Here is a 22,929-nt window from a genome sequence, read left to right as displayed (position 1 = left end):
TTACCAACGGCAAGCAGCACGTAATGGCTTCGCTGCCTGCTCCAACTGAGAAATGTTAAAGGTTATCTGGCTACCATTACTGCCTGTAATACTCATCCGATCGCTGTTCATCAGGCGCTTGATTTCTTCAATGCCCGGTAAGCCACGACTGGATTCCCATAAATAACCCTGTTCCCGCACGAACCATTCAGTACGGTACTCGGTTCTGTCTGTTGCCACAGTGACAACCCCTGACTCTACGGGCTTGGGCAGTGCCACCTGCAAGCGGGTGATACTGTCAATGCAACTCAGCATTAATACGGGACGTGGGGGAGGTACCCCAATCGCGGGCGTGGTCAAGATAATCGGTGCCGCACCATTCTCTCCCTGCTTCACAATGAAGCTGGTAGAGTAATCAGTGCGTTTCATCTCCTGTTCCATCGCTTGCCGCCATAGAGGTCCCATATTTTCGATAGGGATTTGCACCGTTTTGAACTTGAGGTTATTCAACGCTCTGTCATAACATGCCAGCCGAATAAGAGGAGACGGCTCAAAGCGGCATTTATGCAACTCATCTAAATTTTGCTCTTCCTTTACCGCAACCGCTTCCTTGGGTTCTGCCACCTCTGCAAGCTTGGGGTTCCCTGTCAATGAAGCGAGCAATGAACTGATAATTAAAACAATATTCATAATCTACACCCGTACTTAGCCAGTTTGTAAACCAACGTCCGCTGGGCAAGACCCAGACTTTGTGCGATCAATCTGGTGTCGTTGCCAAACTGACGCTGACGTTGAATCAACACGGCGCTTTCAAATTCTTCTATGGCCTTTGGCAGATTATCGATATGACTGTAATCCACGGAGATACGGCTGACCGCCGCCGGGTTTTTCGATTCACTCAGGGAAGCAAGCAATTCATCCAATTGTTTTTCTTTTTGGCGTTGAACCTGAAATACCTGGCGGATTTGGCGTAACTGTCCGCGCAATTGTTCGAGTTCCTGCAATTTTTTCAGGCGATGCTGCATGACATGGCAATAGATGCCGAACATGTTTTCATTGTTGATGAAATGGCGAACATTTTCGGCAAAGATAGCGATCACACCACAGGCCTGCCCATTGCAGTTAAACAGAGGAATGCCGTACAACCCACAGTTATGCGGTAATTCTGCAATAAACGTGCGGAAATAGGGTTCATCAATGCGTACCCCGTGATTAAGGGAATCCCAAACAGTCGGGGTTCCCTTGCGTAATACCTGTATCAACGGGTTATTGACGTCATCAATGTCCACTTGCAATCGGCGCGAACTGGTTTGCTGAGTCTCCGGCAAGTTATAGCATTCCAACCTGTTTTCGTTGATGTTCAGCAGGAAAACCAACAGGGCATCAAAACGCGAGCTATGGCTGATCTGCAAAAAATGGTCAACCAGTTGTTCTACAGTGTCATTTTCCAATAACGCTAACGCGCTTTTCAGCCGCTGTTTCATTATTCTGCCTCCTCAACCTCTGCATGGAATTCGTGTTCAACCACGGTTAAGCGAATGGCCTTGATTGGTGTACCCGCAGCCATTTTCTGCAATAGCAGTAATGAAACTGGCGGTAGCAGGGCGCCATCAATGATGGACTCCAACATACGGGCACCATTTTCCGCGCGGGTAGCACGTTGCAGGATCTCTTCAGACACCTCATCGCTGATAGTGACTTCTGCGTTGAAACGTTGGGTCAGCAGGGTATCCAGTCGAGCCAGTTTGCCCTGAATAATGGTTTTCAGCGTTTCATGGCCCAATGGCAGGTACGGGATCACTTCCATACGCGCCAACAGTGCGGGTTTGAAGAATGCCGCTAATTCAGGGTAAAGCAGGTCGTTGATCTGCGCTGGCTGTTCGGCATTGTCTACGATGGTTTGATGGCCCAGGTTTGACGTCAGGAAGAACACGACGTTTTTACAGTCGATAATGCGTCCTTCGCCATCCGCCAGTTCCCCTTTGTCGAAAGCCTGATAGAACAGGTTCAGTACGTCAGGGTGGGCTTTTTCCACTTCATCCAGCAAGACAACGGAATACGGTTTCTGGCGAATAGCTTCGGTCAGTACACCGCCCTCGCCATATCCTACGTAACCCGGAGGTGAACCGATCAGACGGGAAACCGTGTGTTTCTCCTGAAACTCGGACATATTGATGGTAGTGAGGTATTGACGGCCACCAAACATCAGCTCCGCAATTTGCAGGACGGTTTCTGTCTTACCGACACCACTTGGCCCTACCAACAGGAATGCCCCAAGAGGACGCCCCGGACGACGTAAGTCTGCCCGCGCGGTGAGTAAGTGTTTGTGCAAACACTGGATCGCAATTTCCTGCCCCTTGATGCTTTGTCCCAAGTGAACAGGCAATTCAGTGACAATGGAAAGTTCGCTTTGTGACAAGCGGTTCAATGGTACGCCCGTCCACTCAGCAATCACCGCCGCAATCTGGGTTTTATCCACATGTGGGGAAACCAGCGTTTGCTTCTGCTGGAGTTCTGCCAACCGGGCATTGAGCGGCGCCAGTTTTTCGATCAAGGATTGTTCGTCGGCGGCTTCTTCTATTACTACCTCGGCTTCTTCTGCGGTTTCGCCTGGTTTAGTTGCTTCATGTGTGTCCTCATCCCCGGCAATTTCTTCAACCGCATTTTCAACGAAAGTATCATTAGCCAGTAATTGGTGGCGCAGTTCGATGATTTGTTTCACCAACTCTTGCTGCTGTTGCCAGCTAATTTCCAACTCGGTGAGTTGCTGCTGAACGTCTTTCTGCTGGTTTTGCAACGCGTTCAATCGCTCAGCATGGATGTTCAATCCCATGCGTTGCTCCCTCTCCAGCACATCGATTTCCATTTGCATCTGGTGCAGGTCGGTCGTTAACGAGGAGAGCTGGCGCGGTGGTGAAGTCAGATTTATAGCAACACGAGCACAGGCCGTATCCAGCACGTCAATGGCTTTGTCCGGCAATTGGCGACCGGAAAGATAACGGTCACTCAATACCGCAGAGGCTTTCAGGGCTTCATCATCAATCAGCACGCCATGCGCCTGCTCGTAAATGGCACGCAAGCCGCGCATGATGACAGTTGCTTCATCCGCTGTTGGCTCGGAGACTTTCACCAGTTGGAAGCGACGAGACAGCGCTGCATCTTTTTCAAAATATTTCTTGTATTCGCTCCATGTGGTGGCTGCGATAGTTTTCAGCTCACCACGTGCCAAGGCAGGTTTCAGCAGGTTGGAGATATCCAAACCTCCCGCTTGGTTACCCGCACCGATCAGGGTATGGGCTTCATCAATAAACAGGATGATGGGTTTTGCCGATTGGCTAATTTCAGCCATGATGCCTTTGAAGCGTTTTTCAAATTCACCCTTAACCGCTGCCCCTGCCTGCAATGCCCCCAGATCCAGTGTCATCAGTTCACTGTTGCGCAATTTTTCCGGTACGCGATCGTTAATAATGCGCAATGCCAAACCTTCAATCAGGGCACTTTTACCAACCCCCGCTTCACCCACGACAATGGGGTTGTTTTTGCGGCGACGACAAAGGATGTCGATCATCAGATCGATCTCGTTATCACGACATAAAACTGGATCAAGCTTGCCCTGACGTGCCTGTTCGGTCATGTTTTGGGTAAAGCGTGCCAGCAAACTGTCGCTGTTTGCCGGATGCACGCCCTGCCCATCTTTATTACTGTTGTCCACAAAAGGCTGCTCAGCCGAACCATTCGTCCATTCTGCAAAGTTTTGGCGCAATAATTCGCGGTTGATACTTGCCAGCAAACGCGCAGTTTGTGGTGCCAAGTAACGCAGCGGGCTGAATAGCAACGCAATCAGCATAACGCCGCTGCGCAGTTCGGCGTGCTGCATCTCTGTGGAAGCCAACAGCCAGCTATCCTGTAACCATTCCACCAGCATTGGGGAAAAATTTGGGTAGGCCTGCACAAGCGATTGATGGTGCGTCATTATCTGATCGAGCTGTTCTTTCAGCAGATCTTTATCGATGTCTGCTTTACTGAGGATGAGTCGCACATCACTGAGTGGCGTATCGATCATTTGGAGCAGCAGCTGCGCAACCGTAATTTCAGGTTGTTGCAGGCTGATGCAGGATGCCGCCGCAGCTTCCAGTGCATGGCGGGTCATCGGGTTTAAACGATTTACAAGGGTAGGCAGATCAATCTGGATCATGGCGACTTCCTATCTCAATAAGTTACTTAGCTGCTTTAATATGTCTTGGGTCTGATCACCGAGGCGAATGGCATAAAAGCTGTAAACAGCCACCAGCAAGCCCACGCTAATCACAAACAGGTGCTTGATAGTCCATCGTCTGCTCAGGCGATAACGCGCATTACTCTCGTTGACGTTGACATACAGCGTGGTCGGCGGAGTATCCCCGCGCAGTGAGTGAAGCTGTTGCTGCAACCGACGGAACAAGCGTTCAAAATCATCGCTTTTCTGGGTGCTGACTTTGTAACGCCCGCGATATCCCAGACAGAGGCAGAGGTAAATGAACTCCAACAGATGCTGGTAGCGCTGTGCCTCTCCCATCAAACGTTCAAGCAATACAAAAACCTTCTCCCCTCCCCAAGTTTCATTGTGGAAGTGCACCAACAGTGATTGCTTCAACCAGCCATTCTGGCTGTTCCAGCCGTGCCCCAACGCAGTTTCATCAATGAAGGTGCACAGTACGTAACGGAATGAAACAATCGCGCCGGGTTCATAACCCTTGGTTTGCAGATACTGCTCAATGGCGCGAATGTCAGTAACAACCTGTTGGTAAAGCTTGTCTGGCAGTGCCTGATCAGTCATATCCTGCAAACGCAAGACCATCCCCAATAAGGGGGTAGCGGCATCGATCATTGGATTGAGGCTTTCACCACGCAACGGTAGCTGGTACTGGCGCTGAAACGTTTGTCGCGTTTCAGACTTTTCCAGTGACGGACTGTCAACATTGATATCACTCATGATTATTCCTTACCGCCCCTGATAGCCCAGAGCTGCATATCTAAGTCAGGGAAATCCCCTGATACGTGGAACGCGATGGAATTTCCTTGCTGGATCTCTTTCCACGCTGGACTCTTCTGATCCAGACGGAAGTAGGTATATCCAGAGTGATACGGCAACTGACGAGGCGCAGCAGACAAAGCAATCAATGGCACGCCCGGCAACTGGACGCTGACCAGATCGCGGATCTTTTCCATTGATGTGACTTTGGTTTGCTGAACGAACTGGCGACGCAACTGCTCCTGCGGTGTGCTGGCGCTGATTGCCAGTACGAATTCGGACTTGCGCAACAGATCGTTGTCGTGAAGCGTTGCCACACGAATGCCACCTTCGTTCTGTTTCAGCGCAATCGAAGTTGCACGTGGAGTCAGAACCACATTCAACGCATCACGGATCGCGATCATCACAGACTGGAAGATATCGGTCAGGTTATTGTGATCATACGCCAATATATTTCCGGGCAGGCGGCTAGCATCAGTGAACGTCCTCAACTCGCCACAAGTCTGGAGTAGTTCGGTATATAAATGCAGTGGGTGCAAAACGGTTTGTTTTGCATAATGGCTGAACAACGGTTGAACGCGGTTGAGCAATTGCAGCATCATAAATTCCGCGACATCCGCTACCCCTTGTTGACCCGGCGAACCAATGCGTTTAGCCAATGTTCTTGAGCGCTCGGTTAGCAAGCCATCAATTTCCACCATGAAACGCTTGAGCTTGTCGGCCACGAAGATCGACAAACAGGTCGGGATAAAATCGTTATCCAGAATAATGTTGCCATCTTTTTGCTTTTCTTTAATGCGGCACAGTGGAATGGCAGTGTAAGCACTCATGTCCTCAGAACCTTGCATCAGAACGGGGGTCAGTTGGGCAAGGTTAAGGGCAAAGGAATCACCGCCTTTGGTATGGAGGTCACGGACATCCGTGGGAAGTTCCCGATAACGTACCGCACTTTGCGTTTCTGCCCCCTGATCAGCAATTTCCCGAATGGTATCGTTGGACATGGGCAACGCCAGATAAATATCTTTGCTTTTCAGATCATTGATATTTTCGATATCCAACGGTTTTGGCAGCAAGTCCTGACTAGGCGCAGAAAAAACGGTGCCGTCAGGCATAATGCCGCTGGCTTCGTTAATTCCGATACGTCCCAGCTTGAGCAAATCATCATTAATGCTCAGAGAGCTGAAACCGTGAGCATAAGGTGTCAATACTGAAACAAGGCTATGTGACAAATAATCAATATGTTTTTGTTGTTGCTGAAAATGTTGTGGTCTGATGAATAACCCTTCGTGCCAAATCACCCGATTTTTGCCTGGCATGATTACTCCTCCTCTTTTCTAAGTTCGACGTCGTTATTTCTGACATGCACCAAGATGTGGTAATGGCGGCCGATGTCTTTTACCCGGATGATCTTTTTCCATTCAGATTGATTTGCATCTGCATAGTGAACGATGACACCGATGTAACGGTTTTTCTTTTCCAATGCGATCTGTTCCAGAGGCTTGTATTGCCCTGGTAACAGGGTGTAATCCTGATGATCGATGTAGTTTTTCCCTAGTGCTTTTTCGAGCTTATCGCTATCAAGCTGGTCATAGTCGGCAGCCAGAAAGCGCGAATCCTCACTGAGATAAACCAAATTCATTTCAACAGGGGCCGCTTCACCACTTTCATTGGGGTTGATGTCGGGTTCGGCCAGCAATGTAATATTGGCAACAGAAGCCTGCTCATCAGGTTTACCTACCGGTGTGGAAGGGTCCCAAATGACCTGGCCCACTTTTTTTGTTGCGTTCCATGCACTGCTACAGCCATTTAGCAACATCACTGACAGCAATAAAATCCCTACAGCCCATATACGGCGACTAGCGGAATGTGTCATTGCTGGATTCCTCCAAGCCCTGACGCAATGCGCGGTCATAAGCCTGCTCATACACCTCGCGGAATAATTTTTCGAATCCTTGCTGGCGGCTGGAAGATAATTCACGGTAATAGTTGGTGTACATTTCCCAAGCCCAGGATGCGTCTTTATTCCTGACTTCGTTGCTACGACGATAGTGTGAGAAACGACGGAGCAATTGCTCTGGAGCAAAGGCTTCCAGCATAGTGTCCAGTGCGGCAGAGATAGCAATTCGGTTAGCCTGATAGTGTAATTGCAGGTTTTGCAGGCTTTCCGCTACCGCGGCCGGAGCGGAGAGATGAACCGGACTTTTCTGATCAGAGAACATCACCTGCATGGTCGTGTCATAATCCATATTCAGGCGCAGTGGATTATCTTCGATAGGCCGGAGCTGTTTATCACGCAACCCATGTTGTTCGCGCTGGAGGGCTAATAACCCCTCAATAGCCGCTTTCATGGTCTTGCCCATCTCTTGCAGAAAATCATTCGCCTGCTGGCTGTCGTGCAAAGGTAAACGAGCTTCCAGCCCACGCATAAGCGGGGTAATGGCGACATGGTCAACATCCATACTTTCGTACTGTCTGTCGGAATCGATGCCGGGTAAATCCAGGAACTCCTGATCCATAACACTGCCTCGGTTATCAGAAATAGGGTTAGCAAATGGGGGATTTTGGTAATGATCCGGCGGCAAAAGTTGTTCCGTATCATCAGCCTCAACCTCGGGTTTCAATGTGGTCAAGCTCTCGCTATCAAGTACCCGTAGCGGATCATCACTGAAACGATGCATAACCGTTGGAGCAATGCCTTCATCGTGGGCAAACACAGATTTTTGTGCGGGTGCACCTTCCATCATGGCATCCAACGGATTGCTATAGCTGGAAACCAACGATTCGGGGGATATCATTGAAGGATCAACACGATCTGCCTCAGAAAAACTGATATGGCTCTTGATCGACAAATGACCTACTTTGATTTGATCGCCTTGTTGTAACAGGATCAAACCCGACTCAGGCGTCAAAGTCGCATTGTTGATTTGTACTGATTCAGCAAATACTTGCAGGCAAAATGCCCCATCCTGCCATTTAATGGCGAATTGTGACGGGCAAACATTGCCCTGCTGATCCTGCACAGACCAAAGGTGGCTTTCACTACTACCGACCGTACCACCCTGTGTCGAGAACTGGCAGTTGGCGGCTTTACCACTTTCTAGCTGTTCACTGTTAAGAACCCGCAATGAAAGGATTGGTTGATGTTTTTCCATGGTCGTTATTCCATAACTGAAATGATGACAGAGGGTTTCTTTTCCGGTTCGCCGAGAAAACTGGTCCACCCCAAATGGTTATTCTGCTTTGCTCCCAATACCATGCCGCTGACCTGATTTTCAGCCAGACTAAGGCGCAGTTCCCAAGCAAACTGGCTGCGCATGACAAAAGATATGAACATCACCAACGGCAGATAGTTTTTGCCATCAGGCAGGAATGAGAGGAACCGATCACGAGGCAAGTCATTGATACTAAGTAAAAATTTACCGCTGTAATCCCCGACCCAAGAACCAATGGTGAAGTTTTCTCCCAGTACCGATAACTCGTTATCAACCGTTTTCAGGCCCTTATTGGTTCCCCCTAGACGGTTCTGCTGATCCATTGGGATGATGACTTTCCTGAATTGCCAGCCGTGCAACGTGACGTCCTGTAAATCAAAACAGTGGGAAACAAGGCTGCATATGACTTCTGGCGAGCGTCCGGGGCTTGCCAGCAATCCGGCGTAAGCCAGCATTTTGCTGTGGTTGATGTTCAGCATCCGGCGGTTGACATCACTGCCTAACCCAACGAGAGAGAACATACGTTGGGAAAAATTATCTTCCCCACACTTCTTGAAACAGATGTAATAGCGGTATTTCCGCCAAATCTGATGCAGGATCGTAATTAAACGGTGGTTGAAAATGTTAAGAAAATCCGTCAGACGGTTTTCCCCTTGGGCCTCTTCCCATGCCAGTGAATCCAGATAATAGCCTGGCATCGGGGATTGGCTGCCATGCAACCCCATAAAGGAAACCTCCAATTCGAAGTATCCCTTTTTGGATTGCGTAAGCGAGATGACATCCCGAGTCGGAAATGCCAGACTGGCGCTGGAACGGAAACGGATAGACTCCAGATCGGGACGATCTGTCTCTCCGGTTTTTTCCCACGCTCCCGCTAACTGATTAAGCAGCTCAACCAACTGGTAAAAGTTGTACTGTGAGATATCCAATGCCAGCGGCGTGGCAGGATCCTGTTCAGTGATTACATCAACGAGTGTTGACCTATCTGTACCGGCCATTCATAACATTCCTGATTATCTAAATTGATTACCTTCAACATATGAAACGCATTGACGCTGGCATACAGTGAGAAAAACCGTGACAGAATCGTACTGAACAGATAAAGCTCGCCTTCTGAACTGAATGCCTGTTGCCGGATATACAGTGTTGAGCGCAATCCACGTACAGGCTGACCACGGAACAAACGATCTGTCGGCTCTGTTTCAATTTTTTCAATAGCATCAAGCCGTTTTTGCGATGAACGCTTGGACTGTCGGTTATGAATACTTGGGAAATCGTAGGTACGCAGCACCTGTTTCAGTGCGTCCTTATCCAGCAATGACATATAGTTGAGCGACATATTTGACAGTAGTGACCAGTGCAAACCGCCATCCAACAAGGGATAGAGAGGCACTGATGGCCGCGTAATATTGCGGAATGTCGCAAATGTCGGGCTGCCGATTGAGGGGTAATTAATGTCGCCAACCCGCAACTCTAAAGGCAATTCACGGTTGGTGCAGGTCAAACTAATAGAAACATTTTCTTTCAACTTGAGCCTGAGCAAATCTGCCTCATCTCCCCGTACCAATGAGATGAAATGTTCCAGCCCCCGGCGGAAAGGAGACTCTTTCACCCGAATACGGTAATAACGCATCGAACGCTCATTTTCGTTATCTATTTGGTGATTGAAACTTTCAAACGGGGTATAAACTCGCTCACCAATACGAGCACGGCTGCGTTCACCATTTTCCCCCGTCAGCCAGCTTTCTACGCCATCAACGGAGAAAATGTCGTAGTTATCTGGAAAGCTGTAACTGGCTTTCAATGGGTATTCAGTCTGGCTGCCATTAAGTTCAATGGCTTCACTGTCCATGGGGAACAGGTTGATTGCTGGTGTGCAGTGCAGACGAAACGTGTCATGGCGAATCTTGGCTTCGGGTGGCAAAGCCTGAGAAAAATGTAAATTCAGTTTGAAATCTTTGGTCTTGAGATCTTCCGGCAGTTTCGGGAAACCTTTCACATCAAAAAACAGGAAACTTTCCGCGAAACAGAAATATTCCTGCAAGATGCGATATCCCATATAGGCGTTTTTCGGGTAAGGCAGTAACGCATCTTCCCGCTCAAATCCTACAGGCACAAAATCAAAATTTGGCAGGGGGATCACGGTATCGCCTGCTACCAACTCTGCTTTTCTGAAATAGTAACAAAGCCAGAAATAGAGCTGGGAGGTGGTATAGTTATCACCGCTCAAATAAAAACGCAGTTTGTCCAACTCCAACTCATGCAGATTCAGTTCTGTTTTCGACGTAAAATCCAGACCGATAATTCCGGTTTCATTACTGTTATTGACGGTAATGTCACGGATGGAAAGCGGAAAAAGCCAGACATCACGGCAGAGCGTAAACGTACAGCGATCATGATCGTCTTTTTTGCCGTCCGATTTTTCGTTCGAATAAATATCATCTTGAGTTGACAACGAATGGCTCATAATCTGTGTGCCACGCTTGACCTGTGTCGCTTTCGTCACCACACTCTCATCCGGGGTATACTCGATGATGGTCATACTGGGCGTTGGACGCAGATAGTTCGGCCACAGCATATTGAGCAGGCCGTGGGTCAATTCAGGGAATTGATCATCAATCTTTGCCCGCAGGTTGCCCGTCAGGAAGGCAAAACCTTCAAGTAAACGCTCAACATCGGGGTCAGAACCCTGTTCTGACAGAAATGCGGCAAGATGAGGGCGCTCAACTGCGGCTTCTTTTCCCAGTTGTCGCAGATAGTTCAACTCATCTCTGAAATATTTTTCAAATGACATTTATTGAGTTCGCTCCAGGCAATAGCGCCGGTTGTTATCCAACTGGATGCTAAATTCCACAAGATCGTTGATATCATCCAGAGAGATTTCAGCGCTGATATGAAAGCTCAGCAGCAACGGATCTGAATCATCATTGATGGCGCTGACAGAAACCGCTGATATTCTTGGCTCATAATTTCTGATGCATTCTTCAATCGCCCATTCAATACTTTGCTTGAAATCCACCGATGTCGCGGTCGCGTCATTGAGATCAATGACCCCTAAATCAACGGCACTCTGGCAAGCACCTGGACGGGAATTCAGCACTTCATTCAAATGCTTCTTGATAGAATCAAGTAGTGCACGCATCCTTGATTGACGGGAAGAGCTCAAGCTCTTCCCTTGAATGCGCTCGAACAGACTGGCAGAGCTGCCTCTGTTCCAACTGTACAGCGCAGCCATGATTATTCCTTATCCAAACGTCCAACCAGAGACAGTTCGAAGCTTGCACCCATGTATTTGAAGTGCGGGCGAACTTGCATCGCCACTTGATACCAGCCTGGATCACCTTCAACATCCAGGACCTTGATCTCAGCGGCACGCAGAGGACGGCGGCTACGAACATCAGTGGGTGGGTTTTCCTGATCAGCAATGTACTGTTTCAGCCATATGTTCAGTTCACGTTCCAGATCCTGACGCTCTTTCCAGGAACCGATCTGCTCGCGCTGCAACACTTTGATGTAGTGAGCCAGGCGGTTGATGATGAACATGTATGGGAGCTGGGTGCCCAACTTGTAGTTGGTTTCCGCAATGTTCCCTTCACGGGTATTTGGGAACACTTTTGGTTTCTGAACTGAGTTTGCCGAGAAGAATGCCGCGTTATCGCTACCCTTACGCATGGTCAGGGTAATAAAGCCTTCTTCTGCCAGTTCGAATTCACGACGGTCAGTGACTAAAACTTCTGTTGGGATCTTCGCCTGAATCTGACCCATTGCTTCATACAGATGAACTGGCAGATCGCTGACTGCACCACCGCTCTGTGGACCAATAATGTTTGGACACCAGCGGTATTTAGCAAAGCTGTCAGTCAAACAGCTAGCCAGCAAGTACGCCGTATTGCCCCACAAGAAATGTTCGTGGTCACGGCTGACATTTTCCTGATAGTTGAAGTTCTTGATTGGATTTTCAACACTGGAATAAGGCAGACGCAACAAGAAACGGGGTGCGGTCAGGCCTAAGTAACGGGAATCTTCTGACTCACGCAGCGCACGCCATTTAGTATGTGAAGGGCCTTCGAAGGCAGATTTCAGATCTTTGATGGCAGGCAGCTCAGTAAAGCTGTTAATACCAAAGAATTCCGGTGAAACGGAAGACAAGAATGGCGCATGGGCCATCGCACCCACCGAACTGACATACTGCATCAATTTAATATCAGGCGTTGTGTTGTTGAACGCGTAGTTACCGATGACGGAAGCAACAGGTTCACCACCAAACTGGCCGTAGCCTGAGGCATAAACGTGTTTATAGAAGCCAGACTGAATAATTTCAGGTGAGAATTCAAAATCTTCCAACAATTCATCTTTAGTGGCATGAAGGATGTTGATTTTGATGTTTTCACGGAAATCAGTGCGATCCACCAAAATTTTCAGTGAACGCCAGGAAGATTCCAATTCCTGGAACGGCTTAGCGTGCATGATTTCATCCATCTGCTCACTTAGCTTTTTATCCAACTCAACGATCATCTTATCAACAAGCAGCTTGTTGATGGGTTCATCGTTAGAGCCAGTATCCAGGATGCTACCGATAAACGCAGCGACACCTTGTTTAGCAATATAGTAGCCATCATTTTCCGGAGTCATTCTCGCTTGAGACATAATTTCATCAAGCAAGGAAGTCGTTGCGCCAGAAGCAATAGCTGTGCTGTTTTCTTCGTGCTGAGCCATTTAAAAATTCCTTTAACCAGTTATTTTTTATTGACGATTTCAAGTTCTTTCAGGAGTTGCTCACGAACGGATTCATCATCCAGCAGTGACTGCAAACGAGCACGAAATGCTGGGATATTTCCCAATGGACCTTTTAATGCAACTAATGCCTCACGAAGTTCGAGAAGTTTATTTAATTCAGGCACTTTCTTCGCGATATTATCTGGCGAAAAATCATTCAGTGATTTTATTTCCAGATTAACTGGCAGCTCTTCTTCGCTTTTTTCATCGAGACGATTAGGAACGTTAAAAGTTAGGTTGATGTTCGCTTCATTCATGACGGCATTAAAGTTGTTCTTATTGATAGAAACTGTCTGCCGTTCTTCAATTGGCGTATCTTCGCTTTTTCCTTTCAAGTCACCCACAACCAGAAGATTCAGAGGCAATTCAACTTCTGAAGTCTGGTCACCATTATTAGGAACATACTTAATATTAATTCTTTCTTTCGGCGCTACGCTACCTGGACTATTCTTACTCATATTTGAATCCTTTGGCTAATACAACCATGAACTGTCTAACAACCCATTATTGGTGAGAGAATGATTCCAATGTTCACCCATATAATAAATACAGAAGCTCTTCCTAAAAAAATAGGATAAAGAAGACAACTATATTTGAAGGTGCGAATAGTTTTATATCAACATATAGTTAAATAATCAGATATACCCTATCCAATTGTGGAAATAACATCGATACGAAAAATCGTCAAGTTCGAGTTTGACATTTTATTTTTTTGATGTAAAGCCTAAACACAAATTGATAAAGACCTCTATTCAAGCTTTTAATCTTCCTATCAAAACCCATCGCCAGTTATAAACATTTTTTTGCTCTCAAAATAGAGGAAAGTTTGGTTTTACTCTCTGTAAGAGTATGTAATCTCATTATCTATAACTTGCATCAAAAGACATATTTTTCATCTTCACCTGAATAAAATATAACCTTGAAGCCCGTTATCAATCATCATCATCAATATCATTTTTTATTTTATATTGATTAATTATGTGCCATAACAATCCAAATTATTTCCATTTTTTTGATCTAGTTAACACTTTTCAAATGATCATAAAAAATATTTAAACGAAAAAATAAATATCATTAAATATCAATTAGTTATAAGACATCAAAAATCACAGTTCATTTTTAAACCAGTTGAATGGCCTTATTGTTTATAAAAAATCAGCTATAAATTTTATAACGGCAATAATTATAAAATTATTATTTGTCATTGAATGAGAGCACATATTGCATTTTCCAAATGTCTTTGCATCAGGCAATTTCAGCTTTATTATGCGCATCGAGTGTTTGGTAAGCGATAATTTCATTTGGTTAACAGATGGAATAATCACGCAAGGAATGAACACTTACACTAATATTGGTAAATTTTTATAGGATATTCATATGCCAACTCCATGTTATATTTCCATCCATGGTAAAACTCAGGGTCATATTACCGCTGGCTCATTCACTGCTGAATCCGTAGGTAATATCTTTGTTCAGGGCCACGAAGACGAAATGCTGGTTCAAGAATTTGACCACATCGTTACTGTCCCAACTGATCCACAGTCAGGACAACCTTCTGGCCAACGTGCGCATAAGCCATTCCGCTTTACCGTTGCATTGAATAAATCAGTTCCTCTGCTGTACAACGCACTGGCTTCTGGCGAAATGCTGCCTACTGTAGAATTGAAATGGTACCGTACTTCAATCGAAGGTAAACAAGAGCATTTCTTTACTACAAAACTGGAAGATGCAACTATCGTTGATATCGATTGCAAAATGCCACACTGCCAAGATCCAGCTAAATCAGAATTCACTCAATTAGTTCGTGTATCTCTTTCTTATCGTAAGATTATTTGGGAACACACGACTGCGGGTACTTCTGGTGCTGACGACTGGCGCGCACCAATTGTTGCTTAATATCTTATTCATTAAATATTAAGTAATAACTTTTCAGCCAATGAATAATATTCATTGGCTGAATCATTCTAACATCTCAAAATCCCCACCAATTTACTTTAATTCCTGTTTTTCTCTTTCATATTTGTTTTTCTGATTTTTTTCTGCTGTCAGATTTTCATATAGTAATTATTTTCACAATAAATAAAGATAGATGAATTTATAATTACATTCATGATTAATTTTCAGTCAAATAATCTGACTAAAAATATCTGTTCTTACCTTTTACATTTCTTCCACTTCAATACCTTTCATCAACATTACATAAGTAAAACTTTTAAATTAATAGGCTAGAAATACAGAAAAAGTGCCTGATTGCACCTCATTATTCTGTTGATATATTGATTAACCAAATTAAATTTCACTTAACTCTTCACATTGAGATAATACATAACTAAAATGAATTATCATAAATCACTAATGTAAATTTATAACTAGAAATTATAATTCTTAACAAAACACATTTATTAATCAGAACAACATAAAAGATTTTCTATGCTCTAATGCTTAATTAATAAACTAGGATGTTTAAGCCTAACCCAACACGATACATTTCCCATCAACTATTGTCATTTGGGTATTCCCATGATTAAAAGGACGACAATCTTCATCTTACTATGTACTGCATTTCAGGTGAACGCATCGCCTGATACGCTTAATCCAGCCTTCCCTACAGATGAAGCAAGAAGAACCTTACAGGATAGTTCGCGGGAAATAGATCAATTAATTGAAGAGCGCCGTCATCAAGGATTGATTAATCGCACAGATAACGTTTCACCACAAACCGTTTCACCCGTAGTGATGGAAGCACCGCCCTGTTTGGCGGTTAATGGCGTTTATCTTCAAGGCATTACCTTACTCTCTCTGGGGGATCTGAATACACTCAGTGCTCTGCCCGATAGCTGTATCACCAGCAATGACATCAACAAGCTGTCAGCGGAAATCACCAACCTTTATATTGCTAAAGGTTACATTACGGCGCGAGTTCAGTTTATTCCCCCCAACACCCATGGTGAACTGGGGATCAATATTGTTGAAGGTTTTGTCGAGGCGATAGAAGGCGCTGACCGTTGGGTCAATAGCCAAACACTATTCCCACGTTTGACAAATAAGCCACTCAACCTGAATCAACTTGATCAAGGGCTGGATCAGGCAAATCGCCTGCAATCAAACAAAACCACTCTCGATATTCTACCGGGGACCGTTAATGGTGGTTCTATCGTCAGACTGCACAATCGGCACGCTTCCCCGTGGAGAATAACCACCACAACCGATAATTATGGACAGAAAAGCACAGGCAAATGGATCACGCGACTCAATGCCAGTGTCGATAGCCCATTGGGGTTATCTGACTTTGTTAGCCTCAGCGGTGCCAGTACCGTAGATAAACCCAATACCCAATATAATCGCGCCTATACTTTACTCTATTCGCTCCCTTATGGAGCCGTAACATTGAGTGGATTCAACAGTTATTCCCAATACACCAGCCATCCCCGTTTACAGATACATTCGGCCAAATTGTACGGGAATTCACAACAAACAGGCATTCGGGCTGATTGGGTTTTTCATCGTAACCAGTCGCAAGTTAGTACATTAAACACCCAGTTGGTTTATAAGAATTACACCAACCATTTCCAAGAAGCCAAGCTCACCGTCAGTAGCCAGACATTGAGTGTTCTCGAACTGGGCATTAACCATTTACAAATTATCCCTTCAGGGTTGATCTCCCTCAATATGAGTATTGAGCGGGGAATGCCGTGGTTTGGTGCCCAAATCGCTACAGCCAGCCTGAATAAGCAGTTTACCAAAGGGAAATTATCGGCAAATTTACAACAGCGTTTCACACTCTTGGATGTGCCTTACCAATTTAGCAGCCAATTTTATGCCCAATACAGTAAAGATGGGCTACCCGGTGTTGAGTGGCTCAATGTAACCGACCGTAATGCAGTGCGAGGATTCAGCAAAAATGTGTCGTCGGCTGATAATGGCTGGTATTTAAGAAATACACTTTCTCACTCAATCCCCATTGCCAAAGGCTCACTTTTGTTGCGTACCGGCGTGGATATCGGCCAGGTTAAAGGCTTTCGCAGTCAGGACGGCTGGAAAAGCAGTGCCGGATTAAGTGCAGGTTTGACACTACGCTATCGGCAACTGTTTGCGGATGTTGAGTTCAGCCGAGGCAAATTACTTTCTCACCAAAATAGGCACACGGATGAACCTATGCAACTGTTAACCCGCTTTTCTTACACTTTTTAATTTTTTGAACCATTTGATTTTTTTAACCGCAGCCAGTTGTGGGGATGATTAGAACAATAATCCCCAGAGGGCTGCACATGGCAATTAAAGAAGCAAATAAGGAAATTATATGAAAAGTAAAAAATTTAAACTGTCTCCCACGGGCAAACTTGCCGCCTCTATGGCAATTATTTTGGCAACCTGCTCAGTCAGTTTTGCCAATGATATTACGCCTGGTGGCGATGCCGCCCACAGCCCGGAGGTTATGCAAGCGGATACCGGTGCAACGGTGGTCAATATCGTTGCGCCTTCCGAATCAGGGTTATCACATAACCAATACCAGGATTTCAACGTCAATCAAATGGGGGCGGTGTTCAATAACTCCCTGGAGGATGGAACATCACAATTGGCAGGGGAGTTATCTGCCAACAGTAACCTCAATGGACAAGTTGCCAGTGTGATCTTAAATGAGGTTATTAGCCGTAACCCTTCATTCTTGCTCGGCGAACAGGAAATATTTGGTATCGCCGCCGATTATGTACTGGCAAACCCTAACGGTATCACTTGTAACGGCTGTGGTTTTATCAACACCAATCAGGCGTCATTGGTTGTCGGTAATCCGCTGGTGGAAAATGGGGTCCTGCAAGGCTTTAACACCTTTGATAACCTGAACGCCCTGAATATCGGAAACAATGGCTTATCCCATAATGACGTGCTGAATCTGATTGCACCTAAAATTGACATTAATGGTCAGGTGATCACCACAAAAAACCTCAATATCACAACGGGGAATAACAAGATTTCGGCCGATGGTCACATCTTAGATATTCAGCAAGCGAATATTGGCGCACTCGACAGCTATTATTTGGGGAGTATGCGGGCAGGACGCATTCGTTTGCTGAATACTGCGGAAGGAAGTGGCGTTAATTTAAAAGGCCAAGTCACTGCCGATAATGGCATTGAAGTTGACTCCTACGGTGATGTGAAGTTGGAAGCGGCGGTGCTAAAAGGCGGGGATATCACCTTGACAGGTAATAATGTGCTGTCCCAAGGACGCCTGAATCAATCTTCATCAGACAAAATGGGCAGCGATAATCACGATAGCACTCTTAGTGGTATTTATACCGAACAAAAGCAAATCAGTGAATCTGTTGCTCGTACCCAATTAGCAGGTAAGAACATCACGCTGGTAGCCAAACAAAACAACCAAGTGATGGCAACCGATATTGAAGGGGATAATGTCAAACTGACTGGCGCTAACCTGAAACTGGATGGACAACAGCTTCACCAATTTGCCCGTAACACGAATAATCAACGGAAATTGTCTTGGCAGTATGATGTCACCAATGAGAGTGAAAAATACGAGTACGAAGGCAATACCATCAATGCTCGTGAAAATGTCCATTTAACCGCCAGTGAAGGCAATGCCGAAGTCCTTGGCAGTAAGATCAAAGCTGGCGACCAGTTGTTTGTATCAGCCCGGAAAGATGTGAAGCTAGCAAGTCTGGTGGAATCAGAAATGACTTCACAGAAGGGATACAAAAAGAACCATAGTGCATCATTGCAAACGGGTAATTGGAATGAGGTCAATACCACCCAAAGAAGCACCGGCAATGAATTAAGCGCAAGCGGGGTGTTAGGTATCCAGGCAAAGGGAAATGTTGACATTCTCGGAACCCATCTAAGCTCAGGCAAGAACCTGATTATTGCTGCGAATAAGCAAACCAACATTACTGTCCAATCCCTCGTTGATGATCAGATCCTTGCCAAGGATAAAACCTATTGGGGCGGGATTGCGGGGGGCAGCAAAAAAGATAACCGCGATAAATCAGAAACCCATCATATTTCCGAAGTGACGGCTGGCGGGCATTTGCTGTTAACAGGCGCAAATGGTGTCACCATTACGGGAAGTAAAGTCAAAGCGCAAAAAGGTGCCTATGTCAGCGCCAATGACGGGCAATTAACGATCGACAATGCGGTCAGTCACATTTCTAAAGAGGTGGATGAAAGAAAAGGCACTATTTTCAACATCACCAAAAATACGAATCAAGAGCATCACGAGCAGCAAAAATCTTCCGCCAGCCATTTGATTTCCGATGCCGACCTGAAATTACTCAGTAATAAAGACATCAATGTCATTGGCAGTCTGGCAAAAAGTGCCGGCGAACTCCAACTGAATACATCAGGCAATATCAATATCCTGAATTATGGTGAGAAAAATCAGGATCAACAGGAAAAAACCAACCTTGACTGGCTGTCTTACGCCAAAGACATGAAAGATAACCAATATCGTGCGGGCGTGGGATTTGAACACACCACCGATCAACAGAAAGATGAAAGCACAACACAACGCCCATCAGAACTGAATGGCGGCAACCTCACCGTAAATGCTGGCCAAAATGTTACCGTGACTGGCTCTAAGTTGGTCACCACACAGGGCGATGCGAAGATTAACGGGAATAATATTGCGTTGCTGGCTGGCGAAAACAGCACATCAACCTCAACCGCACAAGAAAAACTGAATAGCAGTGTGTTTGTCACTGGCGGCATGGACAAACTCGGCGGTGGTGTTGAAGGAACTTACAACAGCAATGGAAAATCCGACAGCCGAACAACGGCAGAAATCACCAAAACCCAGGTGACTGGCAACCTTGAGCTGAATGCAATGGGTGAGTTGAAGCAACAGGGTACGGATCATCAAGTGCAAGGTTCCTATCAGGCTAATGCCGGCAGCATTAAAAATGTGGCCACAGCCAATACCGAATCCAGCTCAAGCCATCAATTACAGGTAGGCGGAGAGATCAGCGGAACTGCCGATTACAGTGCAACCACTCGACCTGTAGAAAAAACAGCCAAGGCTGCCGCAGATAAGAAACTGGATGCTTCCATCACGAAGACAGGATTGCCTAATGCTGGTATTGAACTGACCATGAATGGCAACAGCCGTGACACCAATAACCATCAGTCCCATGCAGTAGTGACTAACATCAAGGCGGGCGATGTCAAAGTAACAACGAATGGCGACATCTATGACCAAGGTACACAATACCAATCCAACAAAGGTGGTGTCTCGCTGACTGCGGGCAGCCATACCAGTGAAGCAGCAGCCAACAGCCAAAGCTCTCATGCCGCTGACACGACTGGCAATGCCAGCTTACGTGTCTACACCACAACCGGTGCAGATATCTCCGTCAATGGCAAAGGCAGTGGCAGCTATCAGGAAACATCCAGCACCAGCAGCAACGCAGTGACCAGCAACATCAACGCCCAAAACGGCGTTAATGTTCAGGTGACCAGAGATGCCCGCTACCAAGGCACTTCAATCAATGCAGGGGAAGGGTCAGCCAACGTTAATGCCGGTGGAAATATTCAGTTCAATCAGGCCACCAACCGTAATGAGAAACAGGGCAATGGTTACAATGGGGAAATTTCCCTGACTGTGGGAACCAACCCTGATGGCAAAAATTTCAGTGGTAGCCTCGGTGGTGGTTATAACACCGACAATCAGAACAACACTGCCGCCCAAACCAGCAATATTACTGGTGGACAAGGGGTAAATCTGAATGCAGGCAATAATCTGACATTACAAGGTGCCAACGTTTCCGGCAAACAGGTAGATTTAACCGCACAGCGTGGGAAAATCGAACTGACTTCGGCCCAGGATACTGCCAACGCCAATGGTTGGAACGTCGGTGCTAAAGCTAAAGGAGGTATGTCTTCTACCGCCCGCAAAGAAGGAGGTGATGGTGCGACAAGTGATGCTTCAACAACAGACGATTCGGCAACAATCGATCCGGCCAACAGAATCATCGACAGCAAATATAACATCGGTGGTGAATTGAAATTTGGCGTCAATAACCTGACGCAAACCACGCACCATAACGCACAGGTTTCCGGCGGCAATGTTAACCTGACCAGTGCGGGAGATACCTCACTTAAAGGTGCCAATGTAAATGCTGATCAAGTAACGGGCAAAGTTGGTGGCAATTTCAATATCGAAAGCCGCAAAGACAGCACTCATAGCCTGAATGTGGGTCTGGATGCGGGCTTGGGTTATAGCAAAACCGTCAAAGGAGATGCCGCTTCTAAACAGGCTGTTCCTAACGCAGCAGAAAGCATTCCAGAAAACTCGACGACTGCCACAACGGAAACTGCGGCTGCCGACGACGCTAAAACCGGAGATGGAGATAAAGCACCAAGTTTGACAGATCAACTGAAAGCAGCGTTCAAGGGCTACAATGGCAAACTCAAAGGCAATTACGATACTCTCGATCGGGAAGCGGTAGGTAAGCAAACAACATTGACCGGTACTCAAGGGGTTAATCTGGATGTCTCTGGAACAACCTATTTAGTAGGCAGCAAAATTGATAGCGCACAAGGTGCTGTCTCGCTGAATACCCAGCAAATTAACCAACAATCTGTCGCCGGATACGATAAGGGCAAAAACCTAGGTATTGATGTACCTGATTCCCTCACCAGTCTGGCAACCTCTGCACAAAAAGATATTTTTTCCGGTAAAGTCCCTTTTGTGAAAAATGAGGGCCACGATACTGAGCTTCCAACTGTCCACAGCGAAGTTAAGGGTCGTCAATGAGATTAATCATCGTGACTAACGATTGATCTTCTGTACGGTAGCCAATATACGGCTACCGTATTCCCTCACTAGTTGCCTTTTCCATTTTGCCTGTTACTCTTTTTTCGCATACATATTTTTTCGCCAGGGGATGTAATGCCAAGTAACCATGAAAAAAGGGAACAACTCAATACAGGAAAGGATCTTACACCGTTAGAGAAAGGGCTACACAGCAGTAAAAAAGCGCTTTCCGTCACCATCCGTATTGGCAATGCTATCCGCCGTATTCCTTTTATCGCCCACTTTATTAGGGCGGCACAACGTTTTAACAACCGCATGGGTAGTCAATTTGGCGCTGCCATTACCTATTTTTCGTTTCTATCCTTAATCCCAATTCTGATGCTCTCTTTTGCCGTCGCTGGTTTTGTGCTGGCTTCCAATCCTGACTTGCTGGCACGTTTGATTAATGGCATCGCCAATAGCATCAGTGATCCCGCTCTCGCCAATACCCTGAAAAACAGCGTAGATACGGCAATTAACCAAAGAACAACGGTGGGACTGACGGGTTTGGCGATCGCACTTTATTCAGGTATGAACTGGGTTGGAAATTTACGCGAAGCAATACTCGCCCAATCCAGAGATGTCTGGGAACGCAATCATGAAGATAAAGAGAAAATTTACTTTCAATATATTCGTGACTTTTTCTCCTTATTCGGCCTGCTATTTGCGTTGGTCATCACCCTTTCGCTGACTTCCATAGCAGGCTCTGCCCAAGCCACCATCGTCCACGCCCTCGGACTGGAAGGCATAGAATGGCTCCGGCCAGCATGGACATCAATTGGCATGACGATTTCCATTTCAGCCAATTATTTGTTATTTCTGTGGATATTGTGGATTTTGCCGCGTCATCGCCCTGAAAGAAAAGCGCTATTTAAAGGCACCCTGATGGCCGCCATTGGATTTGAAGTGATTAAATATATTATGACTATGATGCTGCCACGCCTTGCCAGCTCCCCTTCAGGTGCTGCTTTTGGTTCGGTGATTGGTTTAATGGCATTCTTCTATTTTTTCGCCCGTTTGACACTGTTTTGTGCCGCCTGGATCGCCACTGCGGAAGAAAAGAAAGCCAGATAAACATCATATATCAATCAATAAGACTGTTTTTTGCTGTACCCACTTGTCTATAACAAACCAAAAAAGGAGTCATT

Annotated in this window: 16 protein-coding genes; 4 read left to right on the top strand and 12 right to left on the bottom strand. The window is 46.0% G+C overall.

What is annotated here, in order from left to right:
- From vasI to tssB, 12 genes are read right to left on the bottom strand one after another with little or no spacing between them, the layout of a single operon-like run.
- Complete coding sequence (gene vasI, locus IQ209_RS06095) at positions 1–669, bottom strand: type VI secretion system-associated protein VasI (protein ID WP_193849937.1); 669 nt, start codon at positions 667–669, stop codon at positions 1–3.
- Positions 666–1,463, bottom strand: a complete 798-nt coding sequence (locus IQ209_RS06090) for a Fis family transcriptional regulator (RefSeq protein WP_193849935.1) — start codon at positions 1,461–1,463, stop codon at positions 666–668. The genes vasI and IQ209_RS06090 overlap by 4 nt, the downstream gene beginning before the upstream one ends.
- Positions 1,463–4,174, bottom strand: a complete 2,712-nt coding sequence (tssH, locus tag IQ209_RS06085; protein WP_193849933.1) for a type VI secretion system ATPase TssH — start codon at positions 4,172–4,174, stop codon at positions 1,463–1,465. The genes IQ209_RS06090 and tssH overlap by 1 nt, the downstream gene beginning before the upstream one ends.
- Before the next feature lie 9 nt (positions 4,175–4,183).
- Entirely contained in the window at positions 4,184–4,951 is a 768-nt protein-coding gene (icmH, locus tag IQ209_RS06080; RefSeq protein ID WP_228005743.1) for a type IVB secretion system protein IcmH/DotU, read from the bottom strand.
- 2 nt (positions 4,952–4,953) lie between these two features.
- Positions 4,954–6,306, bottom strand: coding sequence for a type VI secretion system baseplate subunit TssK (gene tssK, locus IQ209_RS06075; protein ID WP_193849931.1), 1,353 nt, complete (start codon positions 6,304–6,306; stop codon positions 4,954–4,956).
- Positions 6,307–6,308: 2 nt separating this feature from the next.
- Positions 6,309–6,863: a type VI secretion system lipoprotein TssJ gene (tssJ, locus tag IQ209_RS06070; protein WP_193849928.1), complete on the bottom strand. Its 555-nt coding sequence runs from the start codon at positions 6,861–6,863 to the stop codon at positions 6,309–6,311.
- Complete coding sequence (gene tagH, locus IQ209_RS06065) at positions 6,847–8,142, bottom strand: type VI secretion system-associated FHA domain protein TagH (RefSeq protein ID WP_193849926.1); 1,296 nt, start codon at positions 8,140–8,142, stop codon at positions 6,847–6,849. Before tagH ends, tssJ begins: the two co-directional genes overlap by 17 nt.
- A gap of 5 nt (positions 8,143–8,147) precedes the next feature.
- Entirely contained in the window at positions 8,148–9,200 is a 1,053-nt protein-coding gene (tssG, locus tag IQ209_RS06060; RefSeq protein ID WP_193849924.1) for a type VI secretion system baseplate subunit TssG, read from the bottom strand.
- Positions 9,164–10,996, bottom strand: coding sequence for a type VI secretion system baseplate subunit TssF (gene tssF, locus IQ209_RS06055; RefSeq protein ID WP_193849922.1), 1,833 nt, complete (start codon positions 10,994–10,996; stop codon positions 9,164–9,166). The genes tssG and tssF overlap by 37 nt, the downstream gene beginning before the upstream one ends.
- Positions 10,997–11,437, bottom strand: a complete 441-nt coding sequence (gene tssE, locus IQ209_RS06050) for a type VI secretion system baseplate subunit TssE (protein WP_193849920.1) — start codon at positions 11,435–11,437, stop codon at positions 10,997–10,999. It abuts the gene before it with no gap.
- 2 nt (positions 11,438–11,439) lie between these two features.
- Entirely contained in the window at positions 11,440–12,918 is a 1,479-nt protein-coding gene (gene tssC / locus IQ209_RS06045) for a type VI secretion system contractile sheath large subunit (RefSeq protein ID WP_193849918.1), read from the bottom strand.
- A 20-nt stretch (positions 12,919–12,938) separates the two neighbouring features.
- Positions 12,939–13,436 (bottom strand): type VI secretion system contractile sheath small subunit, encoded by a 498-nt coding sequence (gene tssB, locus IQ209_RS06040; RefSeq protein WP_189759235.1) that lies wholly within the window; start codon positions 13,434–13,436, stop codon positions 12,939–12,941.
- Between the two features lie 919 nt (positions 13,437–14,355).
- Here tssB and IQ209_RS06035 point away from each other — a divergent pair.
- The 4 genes from IQ209_RS06035 to yhjD all read left to right on the top strand — a co-directional run bounded on the left by IQ209_RS06035 (position 14,356) and on the right by yhjD (position 22,855).
- Positions 14,356–14,874 (top strand): Hcp family type VI secretion system effector, encoded by a 519-nt coding sequence (locus IQ209_RS06035; protein WP_193849916.1) that lies wholly within the window; start codon positions 14,356–14,358, stop codon positions 14,872–14,874.
- Positions 14,875–15,498: 624 nt separating this feature from the next.
- A complete protein-coding gene (locus IQ209_RS06030) occupies positions 15,499–17,169 on the top strand; it encodes a ShlB/FhaC/HecB family hemolysin secretion/activation protein (protein ID WP_193849914.1) in 1,671 nt (556 codons plus the stop codon).
- Between the two features lie 109 nt (positions 17,170–17,278).
- Positions 17,279–21,742: a hemagglutinin repeat-containing protein gene (locus IQ209_RS06025; protein ID WP_193849912.1), complete on the top strand. Its 4,464-nt coding sequence runs from the start codon at positions 17,279–17,281 to the stop codon at positions 21,740–21,742.
- 135 nt (positions 21,743–21,877) lie between these two features.
- Positions 21,878–22,855 carry an inner membrane protein YhjD gene (gene yhjD / locus IQ209_RS06020; RefSeq protein ID WP_193849910.1) on the top strand — a complete coding sequence of 326 codons (978 nt, stop codon included), beginning with the start codon at positions 21,878–21,880 and terminating at the stop codon, positions 22,853–22,855.
- Positions 22,856–22,929: the final 74 nt, after the last annotated feature.

Source organism: Xenorhabdus sp. BG5 (genome assembly GCF_015163665.1).
Lineage (GTDB): Bacteria > Pseudomonadota > Gammaproteobacteria > Enterobacterales > Enterobacteriaceae > Xenorhabdus.
This window is presented reverse-complemented; position numbering and strand designations above follow the sequence as displayed.

Excerpts from the sequence above, each read along its gene's own strand:
- IQ209_RS06090 (WP_193849935.1), bottom strand. The coding sequence starts at position 1,463 with ATGAAACAGCGGCTGAAAAGCGCGTTAGCGTTATTGGAAAATGACACT.
- tssG (WP_193849924.1), bottom strand. The coding sequence starts at position 9,200 with ATGGCCGGTACAGATAGGTCAACACTCGTTGATGTAATCACTGAACAG.
- tssF (WP_193849922.1), bottom strand. The coding sequence starts at position 10,996 with ATGTCATTTGAAAAATATTTCAGAGATGAGTTGAACTATCTGCGACAA.
- IQ209_RS06030 (WP_193849914.1), top strand. The coding sequence starts at position 15,499 with ATGATTAAAAGGACGACAATCTTCATCTTACTATGTACTGCATTTCAG.
- tssB (WP_189759235.1), bottom strand. The coding sequence starts at position 13,436 with ATGAGTAAGAATAGTCCAGGTAGCGTAGCGCCGAAAGAAAGAATTAAT.
- tssC (WP_193849918.1), bottom strand. The coding sequence starts at position 12,918 with ATGGCTCAGCACGAAGAAAACAGCACAGCTATTGCTTCTGGCGCAACG.
- IQ209_RS06035 (WP_193849916.1), top strand. The coding sequence starts at position 14,356 with ATGCCAACTCCATGTTATATTTCCATCCATGGTAAAACTCAGGGTCAT.
- tssH (WP_193849933.1), bottom strand. The coding sequence starts at position 4,174 with ATGATCCAGATTGATCTGCCTACCCTTGTAAATCGTTTAAACCCGATG.
- tssK (WP_193849931.1), bottom strand. The coding sequence starts at position 6,306 with ATGCCAGGCAAAAATCGGGTGATTTGGCACGAAGGGTTATTCATCAGA.
- tssE (WP_193849920.1), bottom strand. The coding sequence starts at position 11,437 with ATGGCTGCGCTGTACAGTTGGAACAGAGGCAGCTCTGCCAGTCTGTTC.
- tssJ (WP_193849928.1), bottom strand. The coding sequence starts at position 6,863 with ATGACACATTCCGCTAGTCGCCGTATATGGGCTGTAGGGATTTTATTG.
- yhjD (WP_193849910.1), top strand. The coding sequence starts at position 21,878 with ATGCCAAGTAACCATGAAAAAAGGGAACAACTCAATACAGGAAAGGAT.
- IQ209_RS06025 (WP_193849912.1), top strand. The coding sequence starts at position 17,279 with ATGAAAAGTAAAAAATTTAAACTGTCTCCCACGGGCAAACTTGCCGCC.
- tagH (WP_193849926.1), bottom strand. The coding sequence starts at position 8,142 with ATGGAAAAACATCAACCAATCCTTTCATTGCGGGTTCTTAACAGTGAA.
- icmH (WP_228005743.1), bottom strand. The coding sequence starts at position 4,951 with ATGAGTGATATCAATGTTGACAGTCCGTCACTGGAAAAGTCTGAAACG.
- vasI (WP_193849937.1), bottom strand. The coding sequence starts at position 669 with ATGAATATTGTTTTAATTATCAGTTCATTGCTCGCTTCATTGACAGGG.